This window comes from Pseudomonas sp. NPDC096925, from assembly GCF_044762545.1.
Lineage (GTDB): Bacteria > Pseudomonadota > Gammaproteobacteria > Pseudomonadales > Pseudomonadaceae > Aquipseudomonas.
Genome location: NZ_JBIWEM010000002.1, coordinates 867270 through 890152, shown reverse-complemented (window position 1 = coordinate 890152; position 22883 = coordinate 867270). Strand labels below are relative to the sequence as shown.

23 protein-coding genes are annotated in these 22883 nt (G+C 61.1%); 8 read left to right on the top strand and 15 right to left on the bottom strand.

Annotated features, from left to right (window positions below; genetic code table 11):
- Positions 1-39 precede the first annotated feature (39 nt).
- Entirely contained in the window at positions 40-975 is a 936-nt protein-coding gene (locus ACIQYU_RS10200) for a cyclase family protein (RefSeq protein ID WP_333957492.1), read from the top strand.
- 156 nt (positions 976-1131) lie between these two features.
- Here ACIQYU_RS10200 and ACIQYU_RS10195 read toward each other — a convergent pair whose 3' ends face one another.
- The 3 genes from ACIQYU_RS10195 to ACIQYU_RS10185 are packed head-to-tail and all read right to left on the bottom strand — an operon-like array spanning position 1132 to position 3441.
- Positions 1132-1908, bottom strand: a complete 777-nt coding sequence (locus ACIQYU_RS10195; RefSeq protein WP_207836261.1) for an SDR family oxidoreductase — start codon at positions 1906-1908, stop codon at positions 1132-1134.
- A gap of 33 nt (positions 1909-1941) precedes the next feature.
- The gene (locus ACIQYU_RS10190) at positions 1942-2256 is read right to left on the bottom strand and encodes an NIPSNAP family protein (protein ID WP_063913764.1); all 315 of its coding nucleotides are present in this window, start codon (positions 2254-2256) and stop codon (positions 1942-1944) included.
- A gap of 21 nt (positions 2257-2277) precedes the next feature.
- On the bottom strand, positions 2278-3441 hold the full coding sequence (locus ACIQYU_RS10185) for an iron-containing alcohol dehydrogenase (RefSeq protein WP_233688000.1): 1164 nt from the start codon (positions 3439-3441) through the stop codon (positions 2278-2280).
- A 266-nt stretch (positions 3442-3707) separates the two neighbouring features.
- Here ACIQYU_RS10185 and ACIQYU_RS10180 point away from each other — a divergent pair, with 266 nt between their 5' ends.
- Positions 3708-5012 carry an MFS transporter gene (locus ACIQYU_RS10180; protein WP_207836271.1) on the top strand — a complete coding sequence of 435 codons (1305 nt, stop codon included), beginning with the start codon at positions 3708-3710 and terminating at the stop codon, positions 5010-5012.
- 121 nt (positions 5013-5133) lie between these two features.
- On the opposite strand, the gene ACIQYU_RS10175 is transcribed toward ACIQYU_RS10180, so the two are convergent.
- From ACIQYU_RS10175 to ACIQYU_RS10165, 3 genes are all read right to left on the bottom strand, one after another.
- A complete protein-coding gene (locus ACIQYU_RS10175; protein WP_402799402.1) occupies positions 5134-6054 on the bottom strand; it encodes a LysR family transcriptional regulator in 921 nt (306 codons plus the stop codon).
- Positions 6055-6165: 111 nt separating this feature from the next.
- Entirely contained in the window at positions 6166-6888 is a 723-nt protein-coding gene (locus ACIQYU_RS10170) for a hypothetical protein (RefSeq protein WP_207836282.1), read from the bottom strand.
- Positions 6889-6967: 79 nt separating this feature from the next.
- Complete coding sequence (locus ACIQYU_RS10165) at positions 6968-7270, bottom strand: DUF3077 domain-containing protein (RefSeq protein ID WP_233693556.1); 303 nt, start codon at positions 7268-7270, stop codon at positions 6968-6970.
- 198 nt (positions 7271-7468) lie between these two features.
- On the opposite strand from ACIQYU_RS10165, the gene ACIQYU_RS10160 reads away from it, so the two are divergent.
- A complete protein-coding gene (locus tag ACIQYU_RS10160) occupies positions 7469-8092 on the top strand; it encodes a glutathione S-transferase family protein (RefSeq protein ID WP_063913771.1) in 624 nt (207 codons plus the stop codon).
- Positions 8093-8159: 67 nt separating this feature from the next.
- Here ACIQYU_RS10160 and ACIQYU_RS10155 read toward each other — a convergent pair whose 3' ends face one another.
- Positions 8160-9335 carry an MFS transporter gene (locus ACIQYU_RS10155; protein WP_207836286.1) on the bottom strand — a complete coding sequence of 392 codons (1176 nt, stop codon included), beginning with the start codon at positions 9333-9335 and terminating at the stop codon, positions 8160-8162.
- Positions 9336-9429: 94 nt separating this feature from the next.
- On the opposite strand from ACIQYU_RS10155, the gene ACIQYU_RS10150 reads away from it, so the two are divergent.
- The 3 genes from ACIQYU_RS10150 (at position 9430) to ACIQYU_RS10140 (ending at position 12145) form a co-directional block, all read left to right on the top strand.
- Positions 9430-10344 (top strand): LysR substrate-binding domain-containing protein, encoded by a 915-nt coding sequence (locus ACIQYU_RS10150; protein ID WP_063913773.1) that lies wholly within the window; start codon positions 9430-9432, stop codon positions 10342-10344.
- Between the two features lie 260 nt (positions 10345-10604).
- Positions 10605-11096, top strand: a complete 492-nt coding sequence (locus ACIQYU_RS10145) for a DUF1543 domain-containing protein (RefSeq protein WP_402799395.1) — start codon at positions 10605-10607, stop codon at positions 11094-11096.
- A gap of 62 nt (positions 11097-11158) precedes the next feature.
- The gene (locus ACIQYU_RS10140; protein ID WP_207836770.1) at positions 11159-12145 is read left to right on the top strand and encodes a 5'-nucleotidase; all 987 of its coding nucleotides are present in this window, start codon (positions 11159-11161) and stop codon (positions 12143-12145) included.
- A 138-nt stretch (positions 12146-12283) separates the two neighbouring features.
- Here ACIQYU_RS10140 and ACIQYU_RS10135 read toward each other — a convergent pair whose 3' ends face one another.
- The 7 genes from ACIQYU_RS10135 to ACIQYU_RS10105 all read right to left on the bottom strand — a co-directional run bounded on the left by ACIQYU_RS10135 (position 12284) and on the right by ACIQYU_RS10105 (position 20492).
- On the bottom strand, positions 12284-12952 hold the full coding sequence (locus tag ACIQYU_RS10135; RefSeq protein WP_207836773.1) for an OmpA family protein: 669 nt from the start codon (positions 12950-12952) through the stop codon (positions 12284-12286).
- A gap of 12 nt (positions 12953-12964) precedes the next feature.
- Positions 12965-14998 (bottom strand): hypothetical protein, encoded by a 2034-nt coding sequence (locus tag ACIQYU_RS10130; RefSeq protein ID WP_207836776.1) that lies wholly within the window; start codon positions 14996-14998, stop codon positions 12965-12967.
- Entirely contained in the window at positions 14995-16266 is a 1272-nt protein-coding gene (locus ACIQYU_RS10125; protein WP_207836778.1) for a hypothetical protein, read from the bottom strand. Before ACIQYU_RS10125 ends, ACIQYU_RS10130 begins: the two co-directional genes overlap by 4 nt.
- Positions 16267-16287: 21 nt before the next feature.
- Positions 16288-17130, bottom strand: coding sequence for an ATP-binding protein (locus tag ACIQYU_RS10120; protein ID WP_233686831.1), 843 nt, complete (start codon positions 17128-17130; stop codon positions 16288-16290).
- 454 nt (positions 17131-17584) lie between these two features.
- Positions 17585-18649, bottom strand: coding sequence for a hypothetical protein (locus ACIQYU_RS10115; RefSeq protein ID WP_233686832.1), 1065 nt, complete (start codon positions 18647-18649; stop codon positions 17585-17587).
- A 111-nt stretch (positions 18650-18760) separates the two neighbouring features.
- Positions 18761-19570, bottom strand: a complete 810-nt coding sequence (locus tag ACIQYU_RS10110) for a ubiquinol-cytochrome C chaperone family protein (protein WP_207836791.1) — start codon at positions 19568-19570, stop codon at positions 18761-18763.
- A gap of 103 nt (positions 19571-19673) precedes the next feature.
- Positions 19674-20492: a hypothetical protein gene (locus ACIQYU_RS10105; RefSeq protein WP_402799388.1), complete on the bottom strand. Its 819-nt coding sequence runs from the start codon at positions 20490-20492 to the stop codon at positions 19674-19676.
- 137 nt (positions 20493-20629) lie between these two features.
- Here ACIQYU_RS10105 and ACIQYU_RS10100 point away from each other — a divergent pair, with 137 nt between their 5' ends.
- Together ACIQYU_RS10100 and ACIQYU_RS10095 are read left to right on the top strand one after the other, a co-directional pair.
- On the top strand, positions 20630-21520 hold the full coding sequence (locus ACIQYU_RS10100; protein ID WP_402799386.1) for a hypothetical protein: 891 nt from the start codon (positions 20630-20632) through the stop codon (positions 21518-21520).
- A gap of 168 nt (positions 21521-21688) precedes the next feature.
- Positions 21689-22318 (top strand): hypothetical protein, encoded by a 630-nt coding sequence (locus ACIQYU_RS10095; RefSeq protein ID WP_233686835.1) that lies wholly within the window; start codon positions 21689-21691, stop codon positions 22316-22318.
- A gap of 32 nt (positions 22319-22350) precedes the next feature.
- Here ACIQYU_RS10095 and ACIQYU_RS10090 read toward each other — a convergent pair whose 3' ends face one another.
- Positions 22351-22800: a hypothetical protein gene (locus tag ACIQYU_RS10090; RefSeq protein ID WP_233686836.1), complete on the bottom strand. Its 450-nt coding sequence runs from the start codon at positions 22798-22800 to the stop codon at positions 22351-22353.
- Positions 22801-22883 lie beyond the last annotated feature (83 nt).

Sequence of the window (22883 nt, the reverse complement as noted above, 5' to 3'; positions counted from 1 at the left end):
AATCTGCTCCTGACAACGCCTCACCATCAGGAGTACCCGATGAAACGCTTCAAGCCCCTGCTGCTCGCCGTCGCCCTGGCGACCACTGCCCAGGCCACCCTGGCCGCCGACTGGCAGACCTCGCCCTACGGCAAACAGGATGAAGTCGGCGCTGCCAACCTGCTCACCCCCGAAGTGGTCAGGCAGGCGGTCGGCCTGGTCAAGACCGGCAAGACCTACCCGCTGGCCGTGCCGGTGAGCAAGGACCTGCCAGCCTTTCGCCACCGCAGCTTCCACCTGTACAACATCCAGCCCGGCGAGCAGGCTGGCCAGACCCTGGGCCGCAACAAGTTCACGTTCAACGATGAACTGGTCAACGGTTGGACCGGCGTCGGCACCCAGCTCAACGGCATCGGCCACATCGGTATCGACAACGTCTACTACAACGGCAACAAGGCTGCCGACTTCGTCACCGTCGAAGGCGTGACCAAGCTGGGTGTGGAGAAAGTACCGCCCATGGTCACCCGCGGCGTGGTGCTGGACATGACCGCTCACTACGGCAAAGCCATCGTGCCGGGCGGCACCTCGATCACCGTCGATGACATCAAGGCCGTGCTGAAGAAAGAAGGCATTACCCTGCGCAAGGGTGACGTGGTGCTGTTCAACACCGGTTGGCTGGAACTGATCGGCAAGGACAACCAGCAGTTCCTCGCCACCGAACCGGGCATCGACCTGCCGGCGGCCGAGTGGCTGGCGGACCAGGGCATCGTTGCCTTTGGTGGCGACACCTGGGCGTCGGAGGTGTACCCCAACCCGACCGGTGAAGAATTCCCGGTCAACCAGTTCATGCTGGCCAAGCGTGGCATCTACAACCTCGAGCTGATCGACACCCGCGCGCTGGTGAAGGACAAGGCGTTCGAGTTCCTGTTCGTGCTTGGGCAGCCGCTGTACAAGGGCTCGACCCAGGTGAACATCAACCCCGTAGCGATTCACTGATCGCCGCACCTCAATGCTGACGCGGTACCCGTGGGAGCGGGTTTACCCGCGAACACCGGCGAAGCCGGTGCCATACACCGTGTCGCCTCCTTCGCGGGTAAACCCGCTCCCACAAGGGCCTGCATTTTGTTTCGAATGACAGTTCAGTCAGGCGATTCAGAAGGTACCGGGATACGCCCCGCCATCGATCAGCAGGTTCTGCCCGGTGATGTACCCGGCATGCGCACTGCACAGGAACGCGCAGTAGGCGCCGAACTCATCGGCACTACCAAAGCGCGCCGCCGGGATAGCCTTGCGCCGGGACTGTGCGGTGGCTTCTACATCGCCACCTGCCGCCTTCAAGGTCTTCTGCAGGCGCGCTGTGTCGAACGCCCCCGGCAGCAGATTATTCAGCGTCACGTTACTGCCCGCCAGGCGCTGCTGACGGGCCAGGCCGGCGATGAAGCCGGTCAGGCCACTGCGTGCGCCATTGGACAAGCCAAGAATATCGATCGGCGCCTTCACCGCACCGGAGGTGATGTTCACCACCCGGCCGAACCCGCGCTCGGCCATGCCATCGACCACCGCCTTGATCAGCTCGATGGGGGTAAGCATGTTGGCGTCCAGTGCCTTCAGCCAGTCCTCACGCCCCCAGTCACGGAAGTCACCCGGTGGCGGGCCTCCGGCGTTGTTGACCAGGATATCCACCTGCGGGCAGGCTGCCAGCAGCGCCTGGCGCACCTCGGCGTCGGCGACATCCCCGGCCACGGTGCGCACCTCGATGCCCGGGCAGGCCGCGCGCAACTCGGCAGCGGTCTGCTCCAGGGTGGCCTGGGTGCGGGCATTGATGACCAGGTTGACGCCTTCTTTGCCCAGCGCTTCGGCGCAGCCTTTGCCCAGGCCCTGGCTGGCCGCGCAGACGATGGCCCAGCGGCCGGTAATGCCTAGATCCATTGGGTTGCTCCTTGATGCAATGCAGTTACAGGGTCACTGGATCGGCGAAAACGCGGCAGGCATCAACAACTTCGATTCCATCCGCACCAGCATCGGGAAGGCCACGGGGATGAAGCGCTCCAGCCAGTCCGCATCGCGGTACAGGGCGGCGCGGCGCTCGATGCGCTCGTCAAGGCTCTCGTAGGCCCAGATGTGCACCACCTGGTTCAGTTCGCCAATCTCGGTGTACCACCAGCCCACCAGCTTGGCGTAGCGCGAGATCACCGGCAAGCCTTCCTTTTCGAAGTGCTCCAGGTATTGCTTCATCTTGCCGATGTGCAGGGTGTAGGTACGCATTTCATAGAACATGGTCGTGGTTCCGCTAAAGGTTCAGAGGTTGCCGTGGTAGGCGTCGGTGATCAGGCGCTCGACATCGCGCGCCGTGGTCAGGCGTGGGTTGACCAGCACGTTGCCGCTGCGCATCGAGTCGCTGACCATCTGCGGCAGGAACTCCAGGTCCACGCCCAGTTCGCGGATGGTCGCCGGGATGCCGATGGCCTGGTTCAGGGCCACCACCGCCTCTACCGCGCGCGCCGCGGCCTGCTCCACGCTGAGCCCGGTCACATCGGCGCCCAGGGCAATGGCGATGTCGCGGAAGCGCTCCGGGCAGGCCGGCAGGTTGAACTTGATCACGTAAGGCAGCAGGGCGGCGTTGGCGATGCCATGGGGAATGTTGAACACCCCACCGAAGGTATGGGAAATGGCATGCACGTTGCCCAGCCTGGATTGCGAGAACGCCACCCCGGCCAGGAACGAGCCGAGCAGCATCTGCTCGCGGGCGTCCATGTCGGTGCCGACGAAGTAGGTTTTTTCCAGGCTGCCGGCAATCATGCGAATGGCTTGCAGGGCCATGGCCTGGCTGATCGGGTTGGCCTGGCGCGACACATACGACTCGATGGCGTGGGTCAGCGCATCCATGCCGGTGGCCGCGGTGATGGCCGCGGGCAGTTTCAGGGTTAGTGCCGGGTCGAGAATGGCCAGGCGCGGGAACAGCCGCGGGCTGACGATCACCGTCTTGAACAGCGTGCGCTTGTTGGTGAACACGGTCGACGCCGTGCATTCGCTGCCGGTACCGGAGGTGGTCGGGATGGCGAAGATCGGCAGCGGTGGCTGGGTCAGTTTGTCGTAACCCTCGTAGTCGAGGATGTTGCCAGGGTTGGTGGCCATCGCCGCCACGCCCTTGGCGGTGTCGATGCTGCTGCCACCGCCCACGCCGATCACGGCGGTGCAGTTGCGTGTTTTCAGCAGCGCCACGGCAGCGTCCAGCACGTCGGTGCTGGGGTTGGCTTCAACGTCTGAGAACAGCTGGTAGTCGATACCCGCCTGCTCCAGCGAGGCGAAGAAACCGGCCAGGATGCCAGCGTCGATCAGGCCCTGGTCGGTGACCACCAGCAGGGGGCCGTCCAGGTACGGTTTGAGCAGCGCACCGGCCTGGTCGGCCAGGCCCGCGCCACATTTGGCAAGGGTGGGGAAATGGAACTGGAATGGGCTCATGAGGTGTCCTCAGGCAACTGCGTTGTTCTTGTTGTGCCCGCCGTGACGCTGGCGGGCCGTGCCGGGGCAATCTAGAGCGCGGGCCAGGGCCGCCGATAATGAAAAGAGCTGATCCGCCAATAACCGCTGCTTATCCCCTGCCCGGGTAATAAGCAGGCGTTATTGGCGGATCAGCTCTTTTCATTACCCGCCCCGCCGGCAGCGCTCCAACAATCGGCCTGCGTAGCTGCTACGCCTCCCGATAATCACAACAACGAGCTCCCGCGATGAAGACCATCCCCTCCCCGGCCGACCTGGCGCTGCCTGCTGCGGCCCCGATGACCACGGTGCGCTGGCGCATCTTCCTGATCCTGTTGCTGCTGACCGCAATCAACTACATCGACCGCGCCTCGCTGTCGGTGGCGCTGCCGCTGATCGCCCCCGAATTCAACCTGACACCGGCCATGGAAGGGCTGATGCTAAGTGCGTTCTTCTGGTCGTATGCCTTGATGCAGATCCCTGGCGGCCTGCTGCTGGACCGCTTCCACACCCGCGGCATCATTGGCGCGGCAACCGTGGCCTGGGGCCTGTTCCAGGCGCTGGGCGCGGCCTCGCACAACTGGCTGGTACTGCTACTGACGCGCATCGGCCTGGGCGTGGCCGAGTCGCCGATCATGCCCGCCGGGGCCAAGCTCAATGGTGCCTGGCTGACGCCCAACGAACGTGGCCGTGGCGCAGTGCTGGTGGACGGCGGCGCGCCGCTGGGCAGTGCCCTGGGGGCGATCCTGATTTCCGGGTTGATTGCCTGGCTGGGCTCTTGGCGATTGGCCTTCGTGGTGGCGGGGGTCGGTACCGTACTGGCCGGCATCCTGGCGTGGAAGTACATCCGCAACCACCCCAGCGAGCACCCAGGGGTGAACGAGGCCGAGCTGCGCCACATCACCGAAGGCAACGCCAGCGCCCATGCCGCGGCAGCCAAGGCCAGCCTGCCGCTGCGCGAGCTGCTCAAGGACCGTTCGATCTTTGCCATGTTCGCCGGCTACAGCTGCATCCTGGCGGTGTTCTACGGGCTGCTGACCTGGATGCCAAGCTACCTGCACAAGGCCCACGGCCTGAACATCTCGGCCATGGGTGGGGCGACCTTCCTGATCTTCATGTGCGGGTTTGTCGGCGAGCTGATCGGCGGCTGGATCGGTGACCGCTGGCGGGCCAGCGGTGCCTCGCCGAACCTGGTGATGCGCACCCTGTTCAGCGGTTCGGCGCTGGTGGCGGCGGTGTGCATCCTGGCAGCAGCCTATGTGGGCGAAACCGTCGCGGTGATCAGCCTGCTGTGCGTGGCGATGTTCTTCATCCGTTGGTGCGGGATGTACTGGTGCCTGCCGGCGATCATCGGCGGGCCGTCGCGCACCGGCGTGCTGGGTGGCACCATGAACTTCTGCGGCAACATGGCCGGGGTGCTGGTACCGATCGTGATCGGGCTGATCGTGCAGTTCACCGGGGATTACTTCTTTGCGCTGATCTTCTTCGTGGTGGCGGCGGTGTTGATTGCGGTGTTTTCCAGCTTGATCGATTACCGCGAGCGGCAGTTCTGAGGTTTGGGATTGCAAGCCCCTGTAGGAGCGGGCGTGCCCGCGAAGCAGGCAACGCGGTGGATGGCACCGGCTGCGCCGGTGTTCGCGGGCTCGCCCGCTCCCACAGGGGCCGCTACTGGTTTCAACCGGCAGTCAACTCCTCTACCAGCAAGCGCGCCGCCGGTGACAGCGGCGCTGCCACCCGGTGCACGATGCCGAACGGCTCGCTCAGTGCCCGCAGCTGCACTGCCAGCGACACCAGCAAGCCGCGCTGCTCGGCAAAGGCCGCCACCGCGCTGGGGATCACCGCCACCAGCATCGGGTCATCCTCCAGCAGCATGAAGGTGGCGAAGGTGGAGAAGGTTTCCAGCGGGTAGCGTGGCACCTCCACCCCCGCTTCGCTCAACTCACGCTCCAGCGCCTGGCGCATGGGCATGTTGGCCGGGTAGACAATCCAGCGGTACTGGCTCAGGTCGCCGACTTCCAGCGCCGCCACCCCGGCCAGCGGGTGCCGTGGGTGCGCGACCACCGCCAGCGGCTCCTGGGCCAGTTCGACAAAGGCATAGTCTGCCGCGTTGCGGCCCAGCCCTGGCCGGCAGATGGCCAGGTCCAGGCGCCCTTCATCGAGCTGGGCCAGCAGGTTGGCACTGGTGTTTTCGGCGATCTCCACCGCCAGCTGCGGCTGCCTGCTGCGCAGCCGCCCGAGGGCGCCGACCAGGGTCGGCATGGCACCCATGATGCTGCCCACCGCCAGCCGCCCGCCCTGGCCCTGGACAATGCCCAGCACCTCTTCGCGCAAGTGCCCCAGGTCGCTGTGGATCAACCGCGCATAACGCACCACGCAACGACCTACGTCATTGGCCACCAGCCCGCTGGGCAGGCGCTGGAACAACGGCACACCCAGCACCTCCTCTACCTCGCGCAAGGCCTTGGTGGCCCCGGGCTGGGAAATCGCCATGGCCTCGGCCGCCTTGTGCAGGGAGCCGCAGCGGTCCAGTTCGATGAGCAGGCGTAACTGACGCAGGCGCAGGCGGGAGAAAATGGAGTCCAGGGAAGGGATCATCGGGCAGGCTCGGCATAGGTCTTGTAATGCCGAGCACTATAGAGGGTTGTCAACGGGCGATTGTTGAGTTTGCGGCAAATGACCCTTGACCTGAAGGCACGCCCGCCGGGGCTATACCACGCGGCGCCGCGACAGGCAGGCATACCCCAGGCCCAGCACGCTGACCGCCAATACGCCCAGCAGTACCATCAGCTCACGGCTGTAGCGGGCCACCCAGGCCGGGAAGCCGATGACCTCGCGGTACACCTGCACATCGGCCTTACCATTGGCGTGACTGATGCTGACCCCGCTCTGGCGGATCTGCGAGTAGTCCGCATCGAAGTACACCCATACCTTGCACGCGCCACCCGGCTCGATGGCGGGGATATCCACTTGCATGGTGGCGGTTTCCAGGATGGTGTCGTTGCCCGCAGCGTCGCGCACCTGCACCAGGCCCTTGGCTGGCAGGCGGATTTTCACCTGACGCACCTGTGCATCACCACTGTTGCGCAATTCGATGAGCAAACCGGTGCGGTGGTCGACCAGCCCGGCCTCGAAGGGCTTGGCGAACAGTTGGGCATAGGGTGCCTGGGCCATTTCGATCAGGCGCTCGACCTGATCGTGGCTCAGCCCGCCCTCGCTGATGGTGTTGATACGCCCCTGCAACTGCTCGTACTTGAGCTGCTCGCTGGCCTTGCTGATGCGTTCGCTGAACTGGCTGGGATAGGTGAGGTAGGCATAGGTCAGCGATGCCTCCAGGCGCGGGTTGCCTCTGAGCAGCCCATAGACGGCCAGCAGAACCATCAGGCCAAGCAGCACGGCTACCAGAAGTTTCCCCACCTTGTCCCAGCTCAATGCGAACTTCCTTCTGTCGTGATTCAGACGATTCAAACTGACCAAGGGTGCCAAGTTCACGGCCCCCAGGCAAGCCTGACTAAGGCTGCTCCTCACCTGCCCGTGCCTGGCGCAACTGATGCAACTGGCCGTCGATCAACGCCTTGGCCATACCTGCCAGATAGTACGTGGCCTGCATCATCACCTTGCGGTCGCCAGGCCGGTCGATGGCCTTGCGGGTGAGTTCGGTAATGCAGCCCATGATGCTTGAGGCTTCCATCAGCGCCGTCCGCATTGGCAGCTGCGGTTTCATCTGCACCAGTTCGGCACCGCCGTTGCCAAAACGGCCCGCTGCGCGCACGACATTAAGGTTGCTGCCTTCTTTCGGAGTGTCTTTGTCCATGTCCATTCCTCGGGGTTACGAGCGTGCCGAGACTAGGGCGCTACCTGCCACGCCACAATCACCTTGGGGGTGGAAAGGCTTACTTTCGGAAATGGACTACAAGAATCCTACAAAGGGGACGCTCTGCCACCGGCCAGGCTCTTGACCGGCACCCGGCAGTGACGGACGATCAAGTTCCCCCACACAAGGACGAACACCATGCTGCGGATACTGGGCAGAGCCTCTTCCATCAATGTACGAAAAGTCCTGTGGGCGTGCGCCGAGTTCGAGGTTCCGTTCGAGCGCGAAGACTGGGGGGCGGGCTTCAAGCCCACGGACAGCGCCGAGTTCCTTGCGTTGAACCCCAACGCCATGATCCCGGTGATCCAGGATGGCGACTTCACCCTGTGGGAATCCAACAGCATCATCCGCTACCTGGCCACGCGCTACGGCGCCACCGCGTTCTACCCGGGCGAAGCGCAGGCGCGGGCCAGGATCGACCAGTGGATCGACTGGCAGGCCTCGGACCTCAACCGCTCCTGGAGCTACGCGTTCATGTCACTGGTCAGGCACTCGCCCGCCCACCAGGACCCTCAGGCCCTCGCCGCCGGCTGTGCGGACTGGGCGCGCTACATGCACATTCTCGACCGCCAGCTGGCGGCCACCGGTGCCTATGTGGCCGGCAGCCAGTTCACCCTGGCCGACATTCCCATCGGCCTGTCGGTCAACCGCTGGTTCGAAACACCGTTCGAGCACCCGCACCTGCCGGCCGTGCGCGACTATTACGAGCGGTTGAGCGAGCGCCCGGCCTATCACCTGCACGGCCGCAACGGTACGCCGTGATGGCAACATTGTGGGAGCGGCCTTGCGTCGCGAAAGGGGCGCAAAGCGCCCCCAGGATCTCAGCCCCTTAAACTGCTACCCGATCCCTCAACGCCACCGCCCGCCCACGCCAGGCAAACATCAAGACCATTACCAATCCAACCGCCGCCATCGCCGCCCCCGCCAGGGAAACCGCCGAATACCCCAGCCCGGCATTGATCACCGCCCCACCCAGCGCCGCACCAATCGCGTTACCCAGGTTGAACGCCCCAATGTTCACCGCCGACGCCAGGTTGGGCGCATCCTTGGCCGCCTCCATCACCCGCATCTGCAGCGGCGGCACCAGGGCAAAGCTGGCCGCACCCCACACCAGGATCGCCAGCGCAGTCGGCAGCGGCCAGCCCATCACCAGCGGGAACATCAGCAACACCGCAATCAGCACGGCCAGTGACAGCATCAGGGTGCGGTCGATCGAGCGGTCCGCGGCCTTGCCACCCCACACGTTGCCCAAGGTCAGGCCGACACCGAACAACACCAGCATGGCCGTGACGAAGGTGGTGGACGCGGCCGCCTCGCTCTGCAAGATCGGCGCGATATAGGTGAATACCGTGAACATCGCGCTGGAGCCCACCACGGTCAGCAGCAATGCCGCCAGCACCGGCCCGCGGCCCAGCACGCGGATTTCGGCCATGGCCCCGTCACCCTTGGGCGACGGCACATGGGGCAGTGCATACCAGAGGCTTGTCATTGCCACCAGGCCGAGCCCGGCGATGCCCCAGAATGCCGTGCGCCAGCCCAGCATTTCACCGAACCAGGTCGCCAGCGGCACACCGCCGATGGTGGCCAGGGTCAACCCCATGAACATGGCGGCCACGGCCCCGGCGCGCTTCTCGGGCGGCACCACGCTGGCCGCGACGATCGAGCCGATGCCAAAGAACGCACCGTGGTTGAGCGAGGTGACCACGCGGGCGACCAGCAGGCTGGCGTAGTCGCTGGCCAGGGCCGACATCAGGTTGCCCAGGGTGAAGATGGCCATCAGGCCGATCAACAGGTAACGCCGCGGGACCTTCACCGTGGCCAGGGTCATCAGCGGTGCCCCGATCAGCACACCGATCGCATAGGCACTGACCAACAGCCCGGCAGCCGGGATTGAGACGCCAAGGTCGGTGGCGATGCTGGGCAACATGCCCATGGGGGCGAACTCGGTGACACCGATGCCAAAGGCACCGATGGCGAGTGCGACAAGCGGTGGATTGATACGCATGGCAAACTCCTTATCTGTGCTGCAAATGCTACGATCCGAAGCTGAGCCGCACTAGACTGCGTTTTTGCGAACCACCTTTGCTCAAGAGGCACAAATGGACTTCAGTGGAAGATCCGGAGAGATGGAAATATTTGCCAAGGTGGCACAAGAGGGCAGCCTGTCTGCCGCCGCCCGGGCGCTGGGGCTGACGCCTTCGGCGGTCAGCCGCATCCTCGCGCGCACCGAACAGCGGCTGGGCACCCGCCTGCTGCTACGCACCACCCGGGCGATCACTCTCACGCCCGAGGGCGAAGCGTACCTGCGCGGTGCGCGGCGAGTGCTGGCCGACATGCTCGAAGTGGAAGAGGCCATCACCGACCAGGGCGTGCCACGCGGGCGCTTGCGCGTCAGCGCAGCGCTGGGCCATGGCCGGCTGACCGTGGTGCCGTTGCTGGCAGCGTTCAGCGCGCGCTACCCGCAGGTGCTGGTCGACCTTACCCTCAGTGACGAAGTGGCCGACATTCTCGGCGGCCAGGCCGACGTGGCGCTGCGCTTCGGCCACCTGCCGGACAGCTCGTTGAGCGCCCGCGCCATTGGCGAAACCGGCCAGGTGATCGTCGCCTCGCCCGCATACCTGGCGCGCTGTGGGACGCCGCTTGTGCCGGAGGACCTGGCCCGGCACAACTGCCTGCGCTTCAACTTCCGCCGCGCCGCCCCCGACTGGCCATTCCGCCGCGACGGGCAGGCGTTCTCATTGAAGGTGACGGGCAATATCGAATGCAGCAGTGGCGAAGCCCTGGCGCAGCTGGCCAGGCTCGGCGCCGGCGTAGCGCGCATCGGTACCTTTACCGTGGCCGATGACCTGGCCAGCGGTCAGCTGGTGCCGTTGCTGGAGGCGTACAACCCCGGTGATCGGGAGCCGATTCATGCAGTGTTCGTCGGCGGCCCGGCAATGCCGGCGCGGGTGCGGGTGTTCGTGGATTTTCTGGTGGAGCAACTGTCAGGCCGGAGCTGTCGCGAAGAGAACTGAATTCGCAAGCGGTGCGCGTAACCTGTGGGAGAACCGTCTTGCCCAAAATTTAAAAACATATGCAGTCACTGTGGGAGCGGGCTTGCCCGCGAACACGGGCGAAGCCCGTGCCATCCACTGCGTCGCTTGCTTCGCGGGCAAGCCCGCTCCCACAGGGTCCCTGCCAATTCAATGAATCATGTGCAGTTCCATGAAAGCGGCATCCGCGAATCAGGCAGTACAATGACGCACTTTTACATCAGCCATGCAAAGGACCGCCCATGCTTTACGTCGTCATGCTCGGAGGCCGTCACCCCGGCGCCAAGATCGAAGTCCACGATGTGGTGTTCGCCCAGGCCGACACCTTCGAACAGGCCTACCCGCAATTGCGCCAGGCCTGGTTCGGCAGCCCGCGAGGTTTGCATGTCGATTCGTGGCTGGAAGTGCACGGTATCGACGGCCAACGCATCGAACTGCGCCAGCAGCCCCCTGCCCCTGGTGCGCTGCGCCTGTACTTCATCAACCTCGGTGGCTACGAACGCGAGGTATTCGGCGAGGCCCACCGCTACCTGCTGGTCACCGCCCACAACAAGGCCGAGGCCAAGGCCCTGGGCAAACAACGCATGCAGGCGGACTGGCTGAAGCCGCATACCGATGCCTTGCTGGATGTCGACGATTGCCTGGCGATCGACCAGGTGGCAGGCCAGTTCGTGCACCTGGTCGAAGGTGCACACGAGCCGGTGGTGGTGCGTAACGACTACATCCTGATCTGACGCCGACAGCGCCGCGAAGCGCGCGGTACACTTGCCTTCAGCTCACGCTCAGGAGTTGTTTCATGCCCTACCCCATCGAACAGAAACTGGTCATTGGCGTTGCTTCGAGTGCGCTGTTCGACCTCACCGTCTCGGACGACATCTACCAGACCCAGGGCGTTGAGGCTTACCGCCAGCATCAGCAGCAGAACCTGGACGAACCGTTCCCAAAGGGCGTGGCGTTCCCGTTCATTCGCCGCTTCCTGAGCATCAACCAGGCCTTCCCCGAGCAGTTGCCGGTGGAGGTGGTGCTGCTGTCGCGCAATTCGCCGGAAACCGGCCTGCGAGTGTTTCGCTCGATCAGCCACTACCAGCTGGACATCACCCGCGCGGCGTTCATGTCGGGCCGCTCGCCCTACGAGTACATCCCGGCGTTCAATGCCTCGCTGTTCCTCAGCGCCAACGAGGAGGATGTGCAGAAAGCCATCGACGCCGACTACCCGGCCGGGCGGGTGCTGCCGACACGCATCTACGATGACGAGATCGACACCGAACTGCGGGTGGCCTTCGACTTTGACGGGGTGATTGCCGATGACGAGGCCGAGCGCGTGTACAAGCGCGACGACAACCTGGACGAGTTTCAGGAGCACGAGCGGGCGCGCAAGGGCATCCCGCATTCGCCGGGGCCGTTGGCGGACCTGTACCGCAAGCTTTCGCTGATTCGCATGCTCGAGGACCGCAAGTTGGCCGAGGACCCGGCGTACAAACGGATTCTGCGGATTGCGATCGTGACAGCGCGCAATGCGCCTTCGCATGAGCGGGTGGTGACGACGTTGAAGGACTGGGGCGTATCGCCGGACGAGTGCTTCTTTTTGGGCGGGATGGAAAAGCCCAGGGTGTTGTCGATCCTGAAACCGCATGTGTTCTTTGATGACCAGCGCAGCCATTTGCAGTCGCCGGCGGGGGATTTGCCGATGGTGCACGTGCCGTTTGGGGTGGCGAATCGCGAGCGCTCGGCAGCGGACTCTGCGCTCGATGTGCCTGCTCCCACTTCGATCGCACCGATTTGATGTGATGTGCAGTACCTGTGGGAGCGGGCAAGTCGGGGCACCGAACCGCCGCGAAGGGTCGCAAAGCGGCCCAAATCTGTTCAGCTGGCTGGCATTAGGGCTCTGGGCTGGCGATTCGCATCGCCACCCCGGCTTTCTTCATTTCGCCAGATTGGGCCCGGGCTTTGGCTCTTCCGGGGTAATCCAGCGGACTTCGATACGGCGCTGCTGTGCATCCTCCGGCGCTATGCCCGGGATGGGCTGTGAGTCGCCATAACCTGCCACTACCACACGTCTTGCAGTAACAGGATCAAGATTACCGACGATTAGTTTGCGCGCTTCACGAGCACGGGCAGCAGAAAGCGTGAAATTGTCGTCGTAGACCGTGCAATTGGCTTCGAAGTTTGTCACCGGTCGCAGCACTGGCAAGTTGTCGGTGTGGCCTTCAATGTACACCTGCGCACCCCGAAACTGTGCCAGAAACTGCGTTACCGCCGCCTCGATGCTCTGGAAGGCTTCGCGGGACTGCTCGGTGATGCATGCACTGCCGCGACCGAACACCCCGTCACGCAGTGTCAGTTTCTGTGCGCCCAGGTCAAGGGCCACCAGGCTGGCACCGGCAGTACTATTGAGCGAGTCCTGCAGCGCGCCGAGCAACTGCTCGACTTTCTGCCGCTGGCTGGCACTGCTCTGAGCCTGTTCCTGTTGATACTTGAGGTCCGAATAGCTCTTCTGCAACACCGCCATCACCAGCAACAACATGACCACGGCCATGACCCCAGCCATCAGGTCGGCAATGGAAACCCATTCATTCGGTTTATCTTTCATCGCCGGTTACCTTCACTCGACCACCTCGTTCAGTGCCGCAACGGGTTGCGGGCGGTCGAGGGCATGAAGCTGGTCAATGATCTTCCTGAGCGACTGGGTAATTTCACTGCCGGTGCTGCGCTGCTGACTGTGTTGGGCCAGACTGCTCAGCTCATCCAGACGCTGATCGATCGCTTGCAGATTGCGGCCGATCATGTCGACACGCGCAGTCAATGCATCCATGGCCGGTTGCAACGGACTGCTGTGCTGCATCGTCATGAGCTGCGCGACCAACTCCTTGATTTCGCTGGCGGCGAATTCGGCCTGCTGCGTGATCGATTCGTAACGACTGTCAAGGGCCACCATTCGTCGGCCGCTATCGGAAACAGCCTTGAGGCCAGAGAGGATTTTCTCACGCAGGTCGCCCACCAGGTGAGTCATGCCCTCCACATTGACTTGCAAGGTTTCACTGGAGCCCTGGAAGCTGGCATGAGCATTACGCTGCAGGTTCAGCGACTCCTCGTTAGACTTCTTCATGCCCTCCATGGTCTGGCCTACGTTGTTCGACAGGCTGTTGACCGCGGCGGAGATTCCCAGTGTGGCTTCGGACAGGCTGGCAGACATCTGTGTCATGTTGTTGGTGAAGCTGCTACCCATCAGGCCAATGGTCTCGCCGAGGTCTTGCTTGAGGTGACCAAGCACGCCAGCCACACCCTCCTTGAAATCACCAATGGCTTGCTGCAGGTCACCTGCCGAAGCACCGATGATGCTGGCGGCACTGGCCATCTGTTCAGCTGCACCAGAAATCGCAGCGAGGTTGCGGCTGTTGCTGTCAATCAAGTGTTCCATCGCCTGGCGGGTGGCCCGACCGTCTTCAAGCTGCTGCTGATTCTGCTCACCATGCTGTTGCAATCGGGTATCGATGCCGCTCAACGTAGTCAGCGCCAGTTCGCTGGTGCTGTTCAAGGTACTCAACACAGGGAGGGCAGTTTTCAGCAAGTCGCTGTTTACTTGCTGTACCTGCACGGTGTTTTGCAGAACCTCGTTGCCTGCCAACTGGTCCTTTTGCAGCTTCTGCAGATTGTGGTTGGCTGCCTGTTGCTCCTGGAGTAGCCCCTGCAGTGTTTGATTGCCAGCTTGCTGCGCCTGCAGGACATCATCCCGGATCTGGTTACCTGCCTGGGTTTCCTGTACCAGGGTCTGCAGAACCTGGTGTCCAGACAACTGATCCTCTTGCAGTTTCAGCACGTTGTGGTTGGCTGCCTGCTGCTCTTGTAACAGCCCTTGCAGGGTCTTGTTACCGGTTTGCTGTTCGTGCAGCGACGCTTGCAGTGGCACAAGCAAGGCATCGATGCTGGCACGATTGTCCGTAAGCGCCTGCTGGGTCGTTGCGGCATGCAGTTTGAGCAGACGTACCTGCAACTCCAGCAACTGCCGCTGGCTCTCGTTCTGGCTGGCAAGATTGACATCAAAACGAGTCAATGTCTCAAACAGCCTCGTCTGTACATGTTGGCGCTCTTCCTGACGTTGCAGACGGCTGCTGTCGAAGGCACGCTTCATCTGCCCGACACACCAGCGAAGACGCCGCTCTTCATAGCCGTTGCTGGCCGCATAGGCTTTGAGTAGCAAGAAGGCGAGAATGCCCCAGGTGGACGTTTTGAATTTGGTGCCAAGGCCCTCCATCATGCCCATGAGGTTGGCCATGGCGTTATCCATGCCACCCCCGGCGTTGGCTTCGACCAGAATCGTCGACGCCTTGTTCAAAGCGATACCCAGGCCCAGGAAGGTACCCAGCAACCCCAGGATCAACAAGATCCCGGGCATGAACTCGGCCATTTTTTCACCAGGGCTGGCCACAGCAGCACTGATTTCATTCAGCGAGCCGTGCTCGACGTCCAGGTCATTCTGGCCGCCGCCATTCCACTTGCGCTCCCAGGTCCGCTCCCGTGCGCCAAGCTGCAAGGCGACCACTGTCACCAGCGAAAGTACGCCGATCAGCCCGGCGAACAACAGCTGTAGCGGGTCCGTCGAAGGCAGCAGGAAAGTAAGGATCTCCTGAAAACTCACGCTGCCACCTCGACCAGGCGGCCAGCACGCTCACGGCTGGCTTCTTCGAAGATGTTGGCGAAGTCGATGATCAGGCTCTGCTCATCTTCGGTCAGTTCTTCCCAGCGTTTGCCATGTTGAGCGCAGTCGATGATGATCATGCCGACCTCCTGGCTGTCACTGAGCAGGTAAGCGTCATCGGCAAAGTCTTCAGGCTGCTTTTCCAGCACCTGCAGGAAGCCCTCGGCGGCATAGACGTAGTTGCGCATTTCCTGGTTGCGCTTGCGCAGCTGATCCATCTGTGCCTTGAGGGCAGGCAGGCGAGCTTGAATTTCTGCCAAGGTCGCCTTGTCTTCGGCAGAGGGTTCACCGAGGTTCTGGCTGATCTTCAACTGGCGCTCTTGAACCTGGAGCCTGGCCACCGACTCACTGAGCGTTTTCCAGTCCTTCTCCTGCTGTTCGAGGTTGCAACCCCAAGCCATGATCAGCTCTTCGAAGACGAACGGAATCAGCTTTTTGCCGAAACGTGCATGGATCACTTCATCAAGGCGCACCGCCTGGTCATCGCTGACCAGGGGGTTGGCCTTGAGCAACTCTGCGCCAATCTCTACCAGGAACAGATCGTCACGGTTGATCGCCTCCAGGTCCTGCGCATGAATCAGGCGCTGCTCGGTATCCTTGAGCAACTTTTGCGAAGCGCGCAGGCGCAGGTAATGGTCGAAATCGCTGATGTTGTTGTTTTCCAGCACTTGCTGGATACGCGTGCTCAACTGGGCATACTGGGTAATCAGGGTTGCCAGGTCGAGGGCACGGCCAGCTTCGCCGCGCACGTCCTCACGGGCTTCGCGCAACACTTCCTCGTGAGCCGCAGCCTGCTCCATTTCCTTGTCGTTCAAGAAGATATCGCGCAGCATTTTCGCTTTGGCAATGGCCCACTCGACAGCAGCTTTTACCTGCTTGGCCAGCGCGCTCTTTTCCCAGTTCAGCAACGCTTCAAGGGCCTTGTCGAAGGCCCGTATGGCAGTCGCCACCCAAGGGAAGGTCGGCAGTGCAACGGTCGCCCATTCGGCAGCAATTTTCAGCGCTGGCCTGACCACATTAGCGATGAAGGGCTTGACCTTGCTCCATACCTCCTTGACCTTGCCAACAAAGGACTCTGCCTTGGTTGCCATCCAGTCCAGGGCGTCCCTGGCCTTTTCACGAACGTTGTCGAACGTTGTGCGCACCACCTCTACCGCCGCTGAACCAACGCTCTTGATGGCGCTCCAGCAATCCGAAAAAAAGCCCATTGTTCAATCCTCGTGATGTCGTCAGTCGATACCCAGCAGGGCCTTGGCCCGCTTGGCATCCTTGGTAGCGTGGGTATTCGGGATGGCGACCTGCCGTTGGGCGGTCTGCACTTCGTCGATGGCCTGCTGAATATGGGCCATCTGCAATTGCGCCGGACCGCCTTCCTGCTCAGCAGCCAGCAGGACCTTGGGTAACGCCAGGCGCATGCAGGTGCGGATCTCTCGTCCGGACAGCCCCTCGGATTGCATGGCCGCTTCGCTCAACAGCAAATCGCGGGGTGAACCCAAGGGGATCTGCTCGACCAGAAAGCGCGACCACAACTGCTCGCGGGCGGCCAGGTCTGGAAGGTTGAATTCGATGTGATAGCCGATTCGGCTGCGAAATGCCTCATCGTAATTGCCAGCAAAGTTGGTGGCGAAAACAACAATCCCTTCATAGCGCTCAAGCTCGATCAACAGCGTCGAGCGCATCGCATTGACCTCGTTATCGACACCCTGGGTAACCGAAGACAAACGCTTGCCGAGCAAGGTATCGGCCTCATCGAAAAACAACAGGGCGCCGGTCTCGGTCGCCTGGGCGAACGCAGCCTGGATATTGCGTGCGGTATCGCCCATGAACTTGCTTTCCAGTTCGGCAATGCCCAGCGCCATGAACGGTAACCCAAGCTGACCCGCCAACGCTTCAGCGCACAGGGTTTTTCCTGTACCCGGTGGGCCATAGAAGTTGAGGATGGCAGTCATGCCCATCGGGTCGACTGCGGCGAAGCCCCAATCCTGGTAGATGGTGCGATGAAAGCGCAGGCGCGCCAGACATTCGTCCAGCTGTAGCCGTGTCTTGGCCGACAGCACCAGGTCATCTTTCAAGCTGAAACGTGTGGGCCTCAGGGTGAAAGCAGGGGCGTTGCAAGATGGATCGGCCGCGCGTGGTGGCACCGGAATCTGGCCGGGGGCGTTATCGTGCATGGATTTAGCCTGAGAGACATGGAGCGCGGGGGAAGACCGTTTTACCGACTGGAGCCGTGCTCAGATGAAAATGCGATGGGGAACGAAACGTGAAAGGTGCCCGAGAGCAAACTGCGGGCGACGTCGCAGGCACGCATGGCTGAGGTGGCGTGCTTGAAGCTGGACCTTGCGGTGTTCGCAGCCACGCTTACCAAAGTGCCTCGCTGGCGCATCCAATGCTTGATCATCCTTGAAACCCATGGCGTTTTGACGTCAAAGTGATGGCGAGATTACTATGATAAATAGCCATTTGCCACCACCCTTTTCAATCTTCAGCAAGGCTTTCGTTCGATAACTTCGAACGCACTGTTGTGGCTTATGCGGCCGGGGACTGATAGGCCCCAACCACGTCATTACCCCGCATCTCGATCGTCAATACGACGGGCGACTGCTGCTCAACCAGCAATTGCTGCATCTGCCCGATATCGCTTTTCGTACTTGCCATGAACAATGGCAGCGCATCCTCCTCCCACTCTCTCAACGACAAGCGGTTTGCCTGGATTGTGGATTGGGAGTCCAGGTAGGAGGTAAGGCCTTTGACCCGAGCCTGGACAGCACGCTTGAAATTGGACAATTGCCCACGCTCCCCCAGGAAGTCAGCCGCAACCTTTTCCAGCGTCGCCTGACGGTGCTTGACCACAGCAGCTTCGCCAGGGAATGAACTCAACAGCCGGCAGGCAACGAGACGAGTTCCCATACACAGCTTCCATTCCTCTGCTCGCGCATCGGATTCGCTCTGCATCTTTTTCAAGGCAGCCGTCAATCCAGCCGTCGTCTCGAACAGGCCTGGTGCCTTATGTTCCACGGCCTTCTGGGCCAACTTGGTCAGCTCATCCTCCACGTGGTCATTAATCACCTCCAAATCCAGTTCGATGTCCTCCAGCTTCTGCCTGATTGCAGGGTTCAATTCACCTGCCAGGACCAGAGGGGTGACTTGTCGAAGGTACTTTAGGGCCCCTTTAACCTTGGATTTGCGCTCCTCGACCAGGAACGTGGCAATGCCTTCCACCCCTGCCTGTATCTCGCTGAGCTTGGCACTGATATCTGCCAGATGCTTTTGTGCAACGACTGCAGAGGCGATCTGGAACATCGCAGCAGAGCTGACCAATTGCTGGAGCCGTTCAGGCTCGAACAAAGTCGCATGCTCACGAATCCTTCCACCCTGAATCGAGAAGGCCCGGAAGCCCTCCCCATTCGCTGCGGCGGCGAGCGGGCCATCGATGACCACTTGCATGTAACGAGACTGGGCAACGTCCTGAGCGACGACCAGATTGGGCAGTGTTTGCAGCAATGGAGCCAATCGGTCGATGCCCAACTTGCTGGCATCCACCTTTTCGGCGCCGGCGGGAACAAGTTGTTCCGTGACAAGATTGACACTCATCAGGGGCTGCTCGGCAGATCGCCCTATCAACCAGGTCGCTGGCTCGCTAGTGGGAGCGCTTTGCATTGGGAGGTTGTTTTCCATCACGGGCTCCAGTTCAGTTTGGATCGGTCATTGCACCAAGGCTGTGCCGCATTCGCTGCAGAATTTAGTGCCCCGGACACTACCCGCATGGCAAGCGGGGCAAGTGACCTGTGCATTCTTCTGCCGAATGTAGGCAATCTGCACCACGCACGGCACCGTTACCCGGTAGGCCTGGCTCGCCAGTGTGTGAGCCCCTGCAATACCCGTCAGCGCCACCCCCACAGGGCCAAATGCCAACCCGGCTGCACGCCCCGCGATGATGTTGGCACCAGCGGCCAAAGCCCCGCCCATTGCCAACCGGGCGAATGCATTGTTTGCCAGAAGCGCGGCCTGTACGGCGGCAGGCCCGCCGCGCCGTATGGCTGCCTGAATCGCGGCGTACGATATGCCCAGCACACCTGTGTCGTTCTGGAAGCCCTTGGAGAAATCGGCCTGTTCTTGCGGCGACATCTTCTCCCAGGCCTGAGAGAGCAATTTCTCCAGCACCTTGAGTTCCAGGCTCGCCGCCGGCTCGTCCTTGCTGCTCGTTCCGCCCACATGGCTAAGCACATCGGCAACGATCTCGGCATAAGGAACCCCATTGCGGCGAAACAGGTTGACGATGCTGTTCCCGCCATAGTGCTGAAGCTCACGAATCAGTAGCAACAGCACGCCTCGGGAAAACTTGCTCTTTCTTTTCGCCGACTCAAGTGCTGCTCGGACTTCACTTGCCATCGACAACCGCCCCTTGCCGGAGTCGGTCAAGAAGTCGACCAGAACGGACACATCGGCGGGATCGGCGTCACTGAGCAACTGCAAAAGCTCGGTGTCCCCGTTGATGTCAATCTCGCTTTCCATCAAACATTCCTCTAAATCTGTTCAACCAAGCTGTCGGTATCACTGTGCAAACATTTAACGGTTTGCCGGGCTCACCGTTACGACATTCCACGACGATGAGCTATCACCCTGCGGCTGTGCCGCGCTCCTGCAAAAGCCTGCGGGCTTCGCGTGCCAGCCTGTCGAGGCGGTCGACCAACTCGACCATCACCTCCAGCGTGTCGGCCTCATCATCCCGCTCGTGATCCCTCCTGACTGCAGCAATGCATTCACGCATGGCGGGCGACCAGCGTTCCTCGGCTTCCTCAGCCAAAGCAATAAGGGTGTTGATGCCACGCCGCGCACCCGATGTAATGTCCTGTGCCTCGGCGGCGAAATCCGAAGGTGTTGCCGTTCGCACTTCCGGCTCATAGGCACTGTCTTCGACAACGGCTTCCACCTCTGCCTCATCAGCCGGGCAGGCGGCTTTGACCAACGCATCGGTCAGCTCGCGAATGTCATCACTGAGGAACTGCACGGTAGCCAGGTGCGTATTGCGCCGCGGAGCCTGCGGCAGGAAGAACTGCACCTGCTCGCCCTCTCCCAGCACCGCGTCGCTCCATTCACGCAAGGTCTGCCCGTAGCTGAAGCGCGGGTAGTTGACCCGCGGATAGAGGCGCTCGATGACTTCATCGCTGAGCGAGCTTGGGTCAACCATCACCCCGTATTTGTGCAGCAGGTCGAAAGCGACTTTGTAGCGCGGGGCCAGAAGCTTGCGGTTGATGCCCTGGTGGAACGGCGCGGACAGCGTGCGCATTGCATTGTTCAGGGTACGGTTATCCAGCACCCCGACGAGCTCACCCAATGTATCAGCGTCACTGGCCCCTTCTGGTACGACCCAATCGGCCATCAAGGCGCGTGCTTCGTCCAGCGCCTGGGTGATCGTTTTTACAGCGTGCGGCATGGGAAATCCCTTTTATCGAAGCGTCCATGCACAGGGCTTGGAGCACTGCGTGATGTCTTTTTGATATTGCGGCGCAGATTGCCAATTTATGCCAGCCTCGGCAAGCGTACGTAAGGGCTGCGATAGCAGCATTGCCAATGCTGAAGGGCTATCCTGCCGCGGTCGGCTCGGTGATAGTATTTTGCCGCACGACCAATTCTGGCCCCTTCGACAACCGAGGCAATGGAATGAAATATGGCGCCGATCATGGCCTGGACGAGTATCAGATCGCCGAACGCGACCAACTGATCGAGAGCATCAAACAAGGGCTGCGCAATTTCGAGGACGCCTACGGCCTTGACTTGCCGCTGGTTCGCTTCGAGCGGTTGCTTGAGCCTGGCATTCCAGGCAACGTGGTGTATGACGGTCGCCAGCCTGTTTACGATGAGGCCTGGGCCAGGAAAAAGCGGGACTATGTCTTCAAGGAACTGCTCGACTACCTCGCCAAGCTCATCGTGCGAAACGTTGCCGCCATGGGGCGAAATGATGATCGCCTGATCGGTAGTTCGTATGCAGTGGCGCTGAAGCTGTGCACCTCTTACCCCGTGAAGAACGAAGTCGGGTTTGCGCAAGAAGAGGATAGCTTCCGCCTGCGATGCGACACCGGCAAGCTGGGGCTGACATTCCAGGACATCGTCGGTCGTGTGTGTGATGAGTATGAGGAAAACTACAAAACCTACCGCCTATGGAATGACCACGCACTACAACTGCTGGCCCAGTACCTGTTCAGGGGCGCGTGGGATAGCACCGTCTTTGAAGAGGGCGCCTTGTGGGTAGAACTGAGCAGTGAAGGCGAGCCTGTCAGCCTTGAGACGTTTATCGAGGCCGTAGACGAGTCCCTGCTCAATTTGCCGCTGGAGCGCCTGACAGAGGCCAGCTTCCCGGACTATACCGGGGTCATATTCAGCGAGTACGTACCAGCGGAAAACCTTTCGCCGGCGCAGAAAGAAGCGCTTTACCGTCAGTATGTCGAAATACTGACTCAGTGAGCAGGAGTTGCACCGGTAAGATCATCTAGTCTGCCCAGTGGGACAAGTTCATTTAGAGTCGGGTTGGTCCGCCCCATTGGCGAAGTGTTTCGCGACCACGTTATCGACACGGCAGCGAAGCAGTCCACCTGAAACGTACGCCGCAACCAAGAGCAAGGTTCCAAACTCATGAGCAATCTATTCAAAGGCCCGTTCTTCGACTACGTTCTGGCCAATGATCCGTTGAAGTCAGCCAGCTACTTCAAGCACGGATCCAACACTATGCTTTATCAAGTTAAGAACAAACTGTATCGTTTGACCCGAGAGGGATGCGGGCATAACTTCATAGCAGAGCAATCAGCAAGACTTAGTCCACACGTTACGAACATTCTGCATGACTACGGCCCAGTCGCACCATCGGACGAGGACGACGACAGCTTCTACTGGCTGGCTGAGGTTGAGGTCCTGCAACCTATCCCTTTTGGCAGCAAACTCGCAGAAGACATCAGCTTGATTCTGGCACAACTGGTTGAAGACGAAGAGAGCCAACTGTATGGAGAGGCTTTGGTTGAGTTTGGAGAGCGCTGTTTACAGCTTGCCGATCACCATGATGATTACTCAGGCGTGTTAGAGGCCTGGGAAACGGCGGCGCGTTTTGCTGCTCAACACGAAGCAGCTATTGACGTAAGACTCGACAACATGATGGTCAGGCCATCAACGGGAGAATTGGTCTTGACTGATCCAATTTGCGATACCTATTTCCCAATCACGGAAGTCCAAAAACAGAAAATGGCCCATATTTACAGCGCGATTCCCTAGCCATTGCGAGCCAGAAGCGAGGCACGCGCAATTCAAAGCTGTTTCTGCGCTAGTCGGAGCTTTTCGGTAATATCAATCGCCTGCGGATGAGCCAGCCCAGTCGAAAATGGAATGCGTTTGAATTGCTGCAGCCGAGAGAGACTGAAGGCGGCATGGTGAGGAAGCAAAAAGCCGCCAACAACCTCAATATCCGGGTCAAATAGAATACCCAGCAGGTAGTCGAAACAACCCTCCTTCTTGTCAGAGAGCTCAATGCGAGTCTCATGCCTACCGCTCCGCGGCAAGCATCTGGATCTCACTTCAATTCTACCCAATTGCGGACACAGGATGTCAAAACCCTTCTCAACACCACTTTTGTTGCGGTGTGCACAAAGCGCCTTTGCCGCTAGTAATTCAGCGTAACCGCCAGTATCTCGGATGCCATGGGCCTCGAGGGCTTCCCTGTAGTGCAGCATAGTCTTGAGTAGCTGAGTGATTTCCATGAACTGCAGTACCCGTCCCGTCTTCTCGAATGGCATTCAAAGGTGATGCCGATGGGGTTGCCTGATTTGGGTCTTTTTACCCT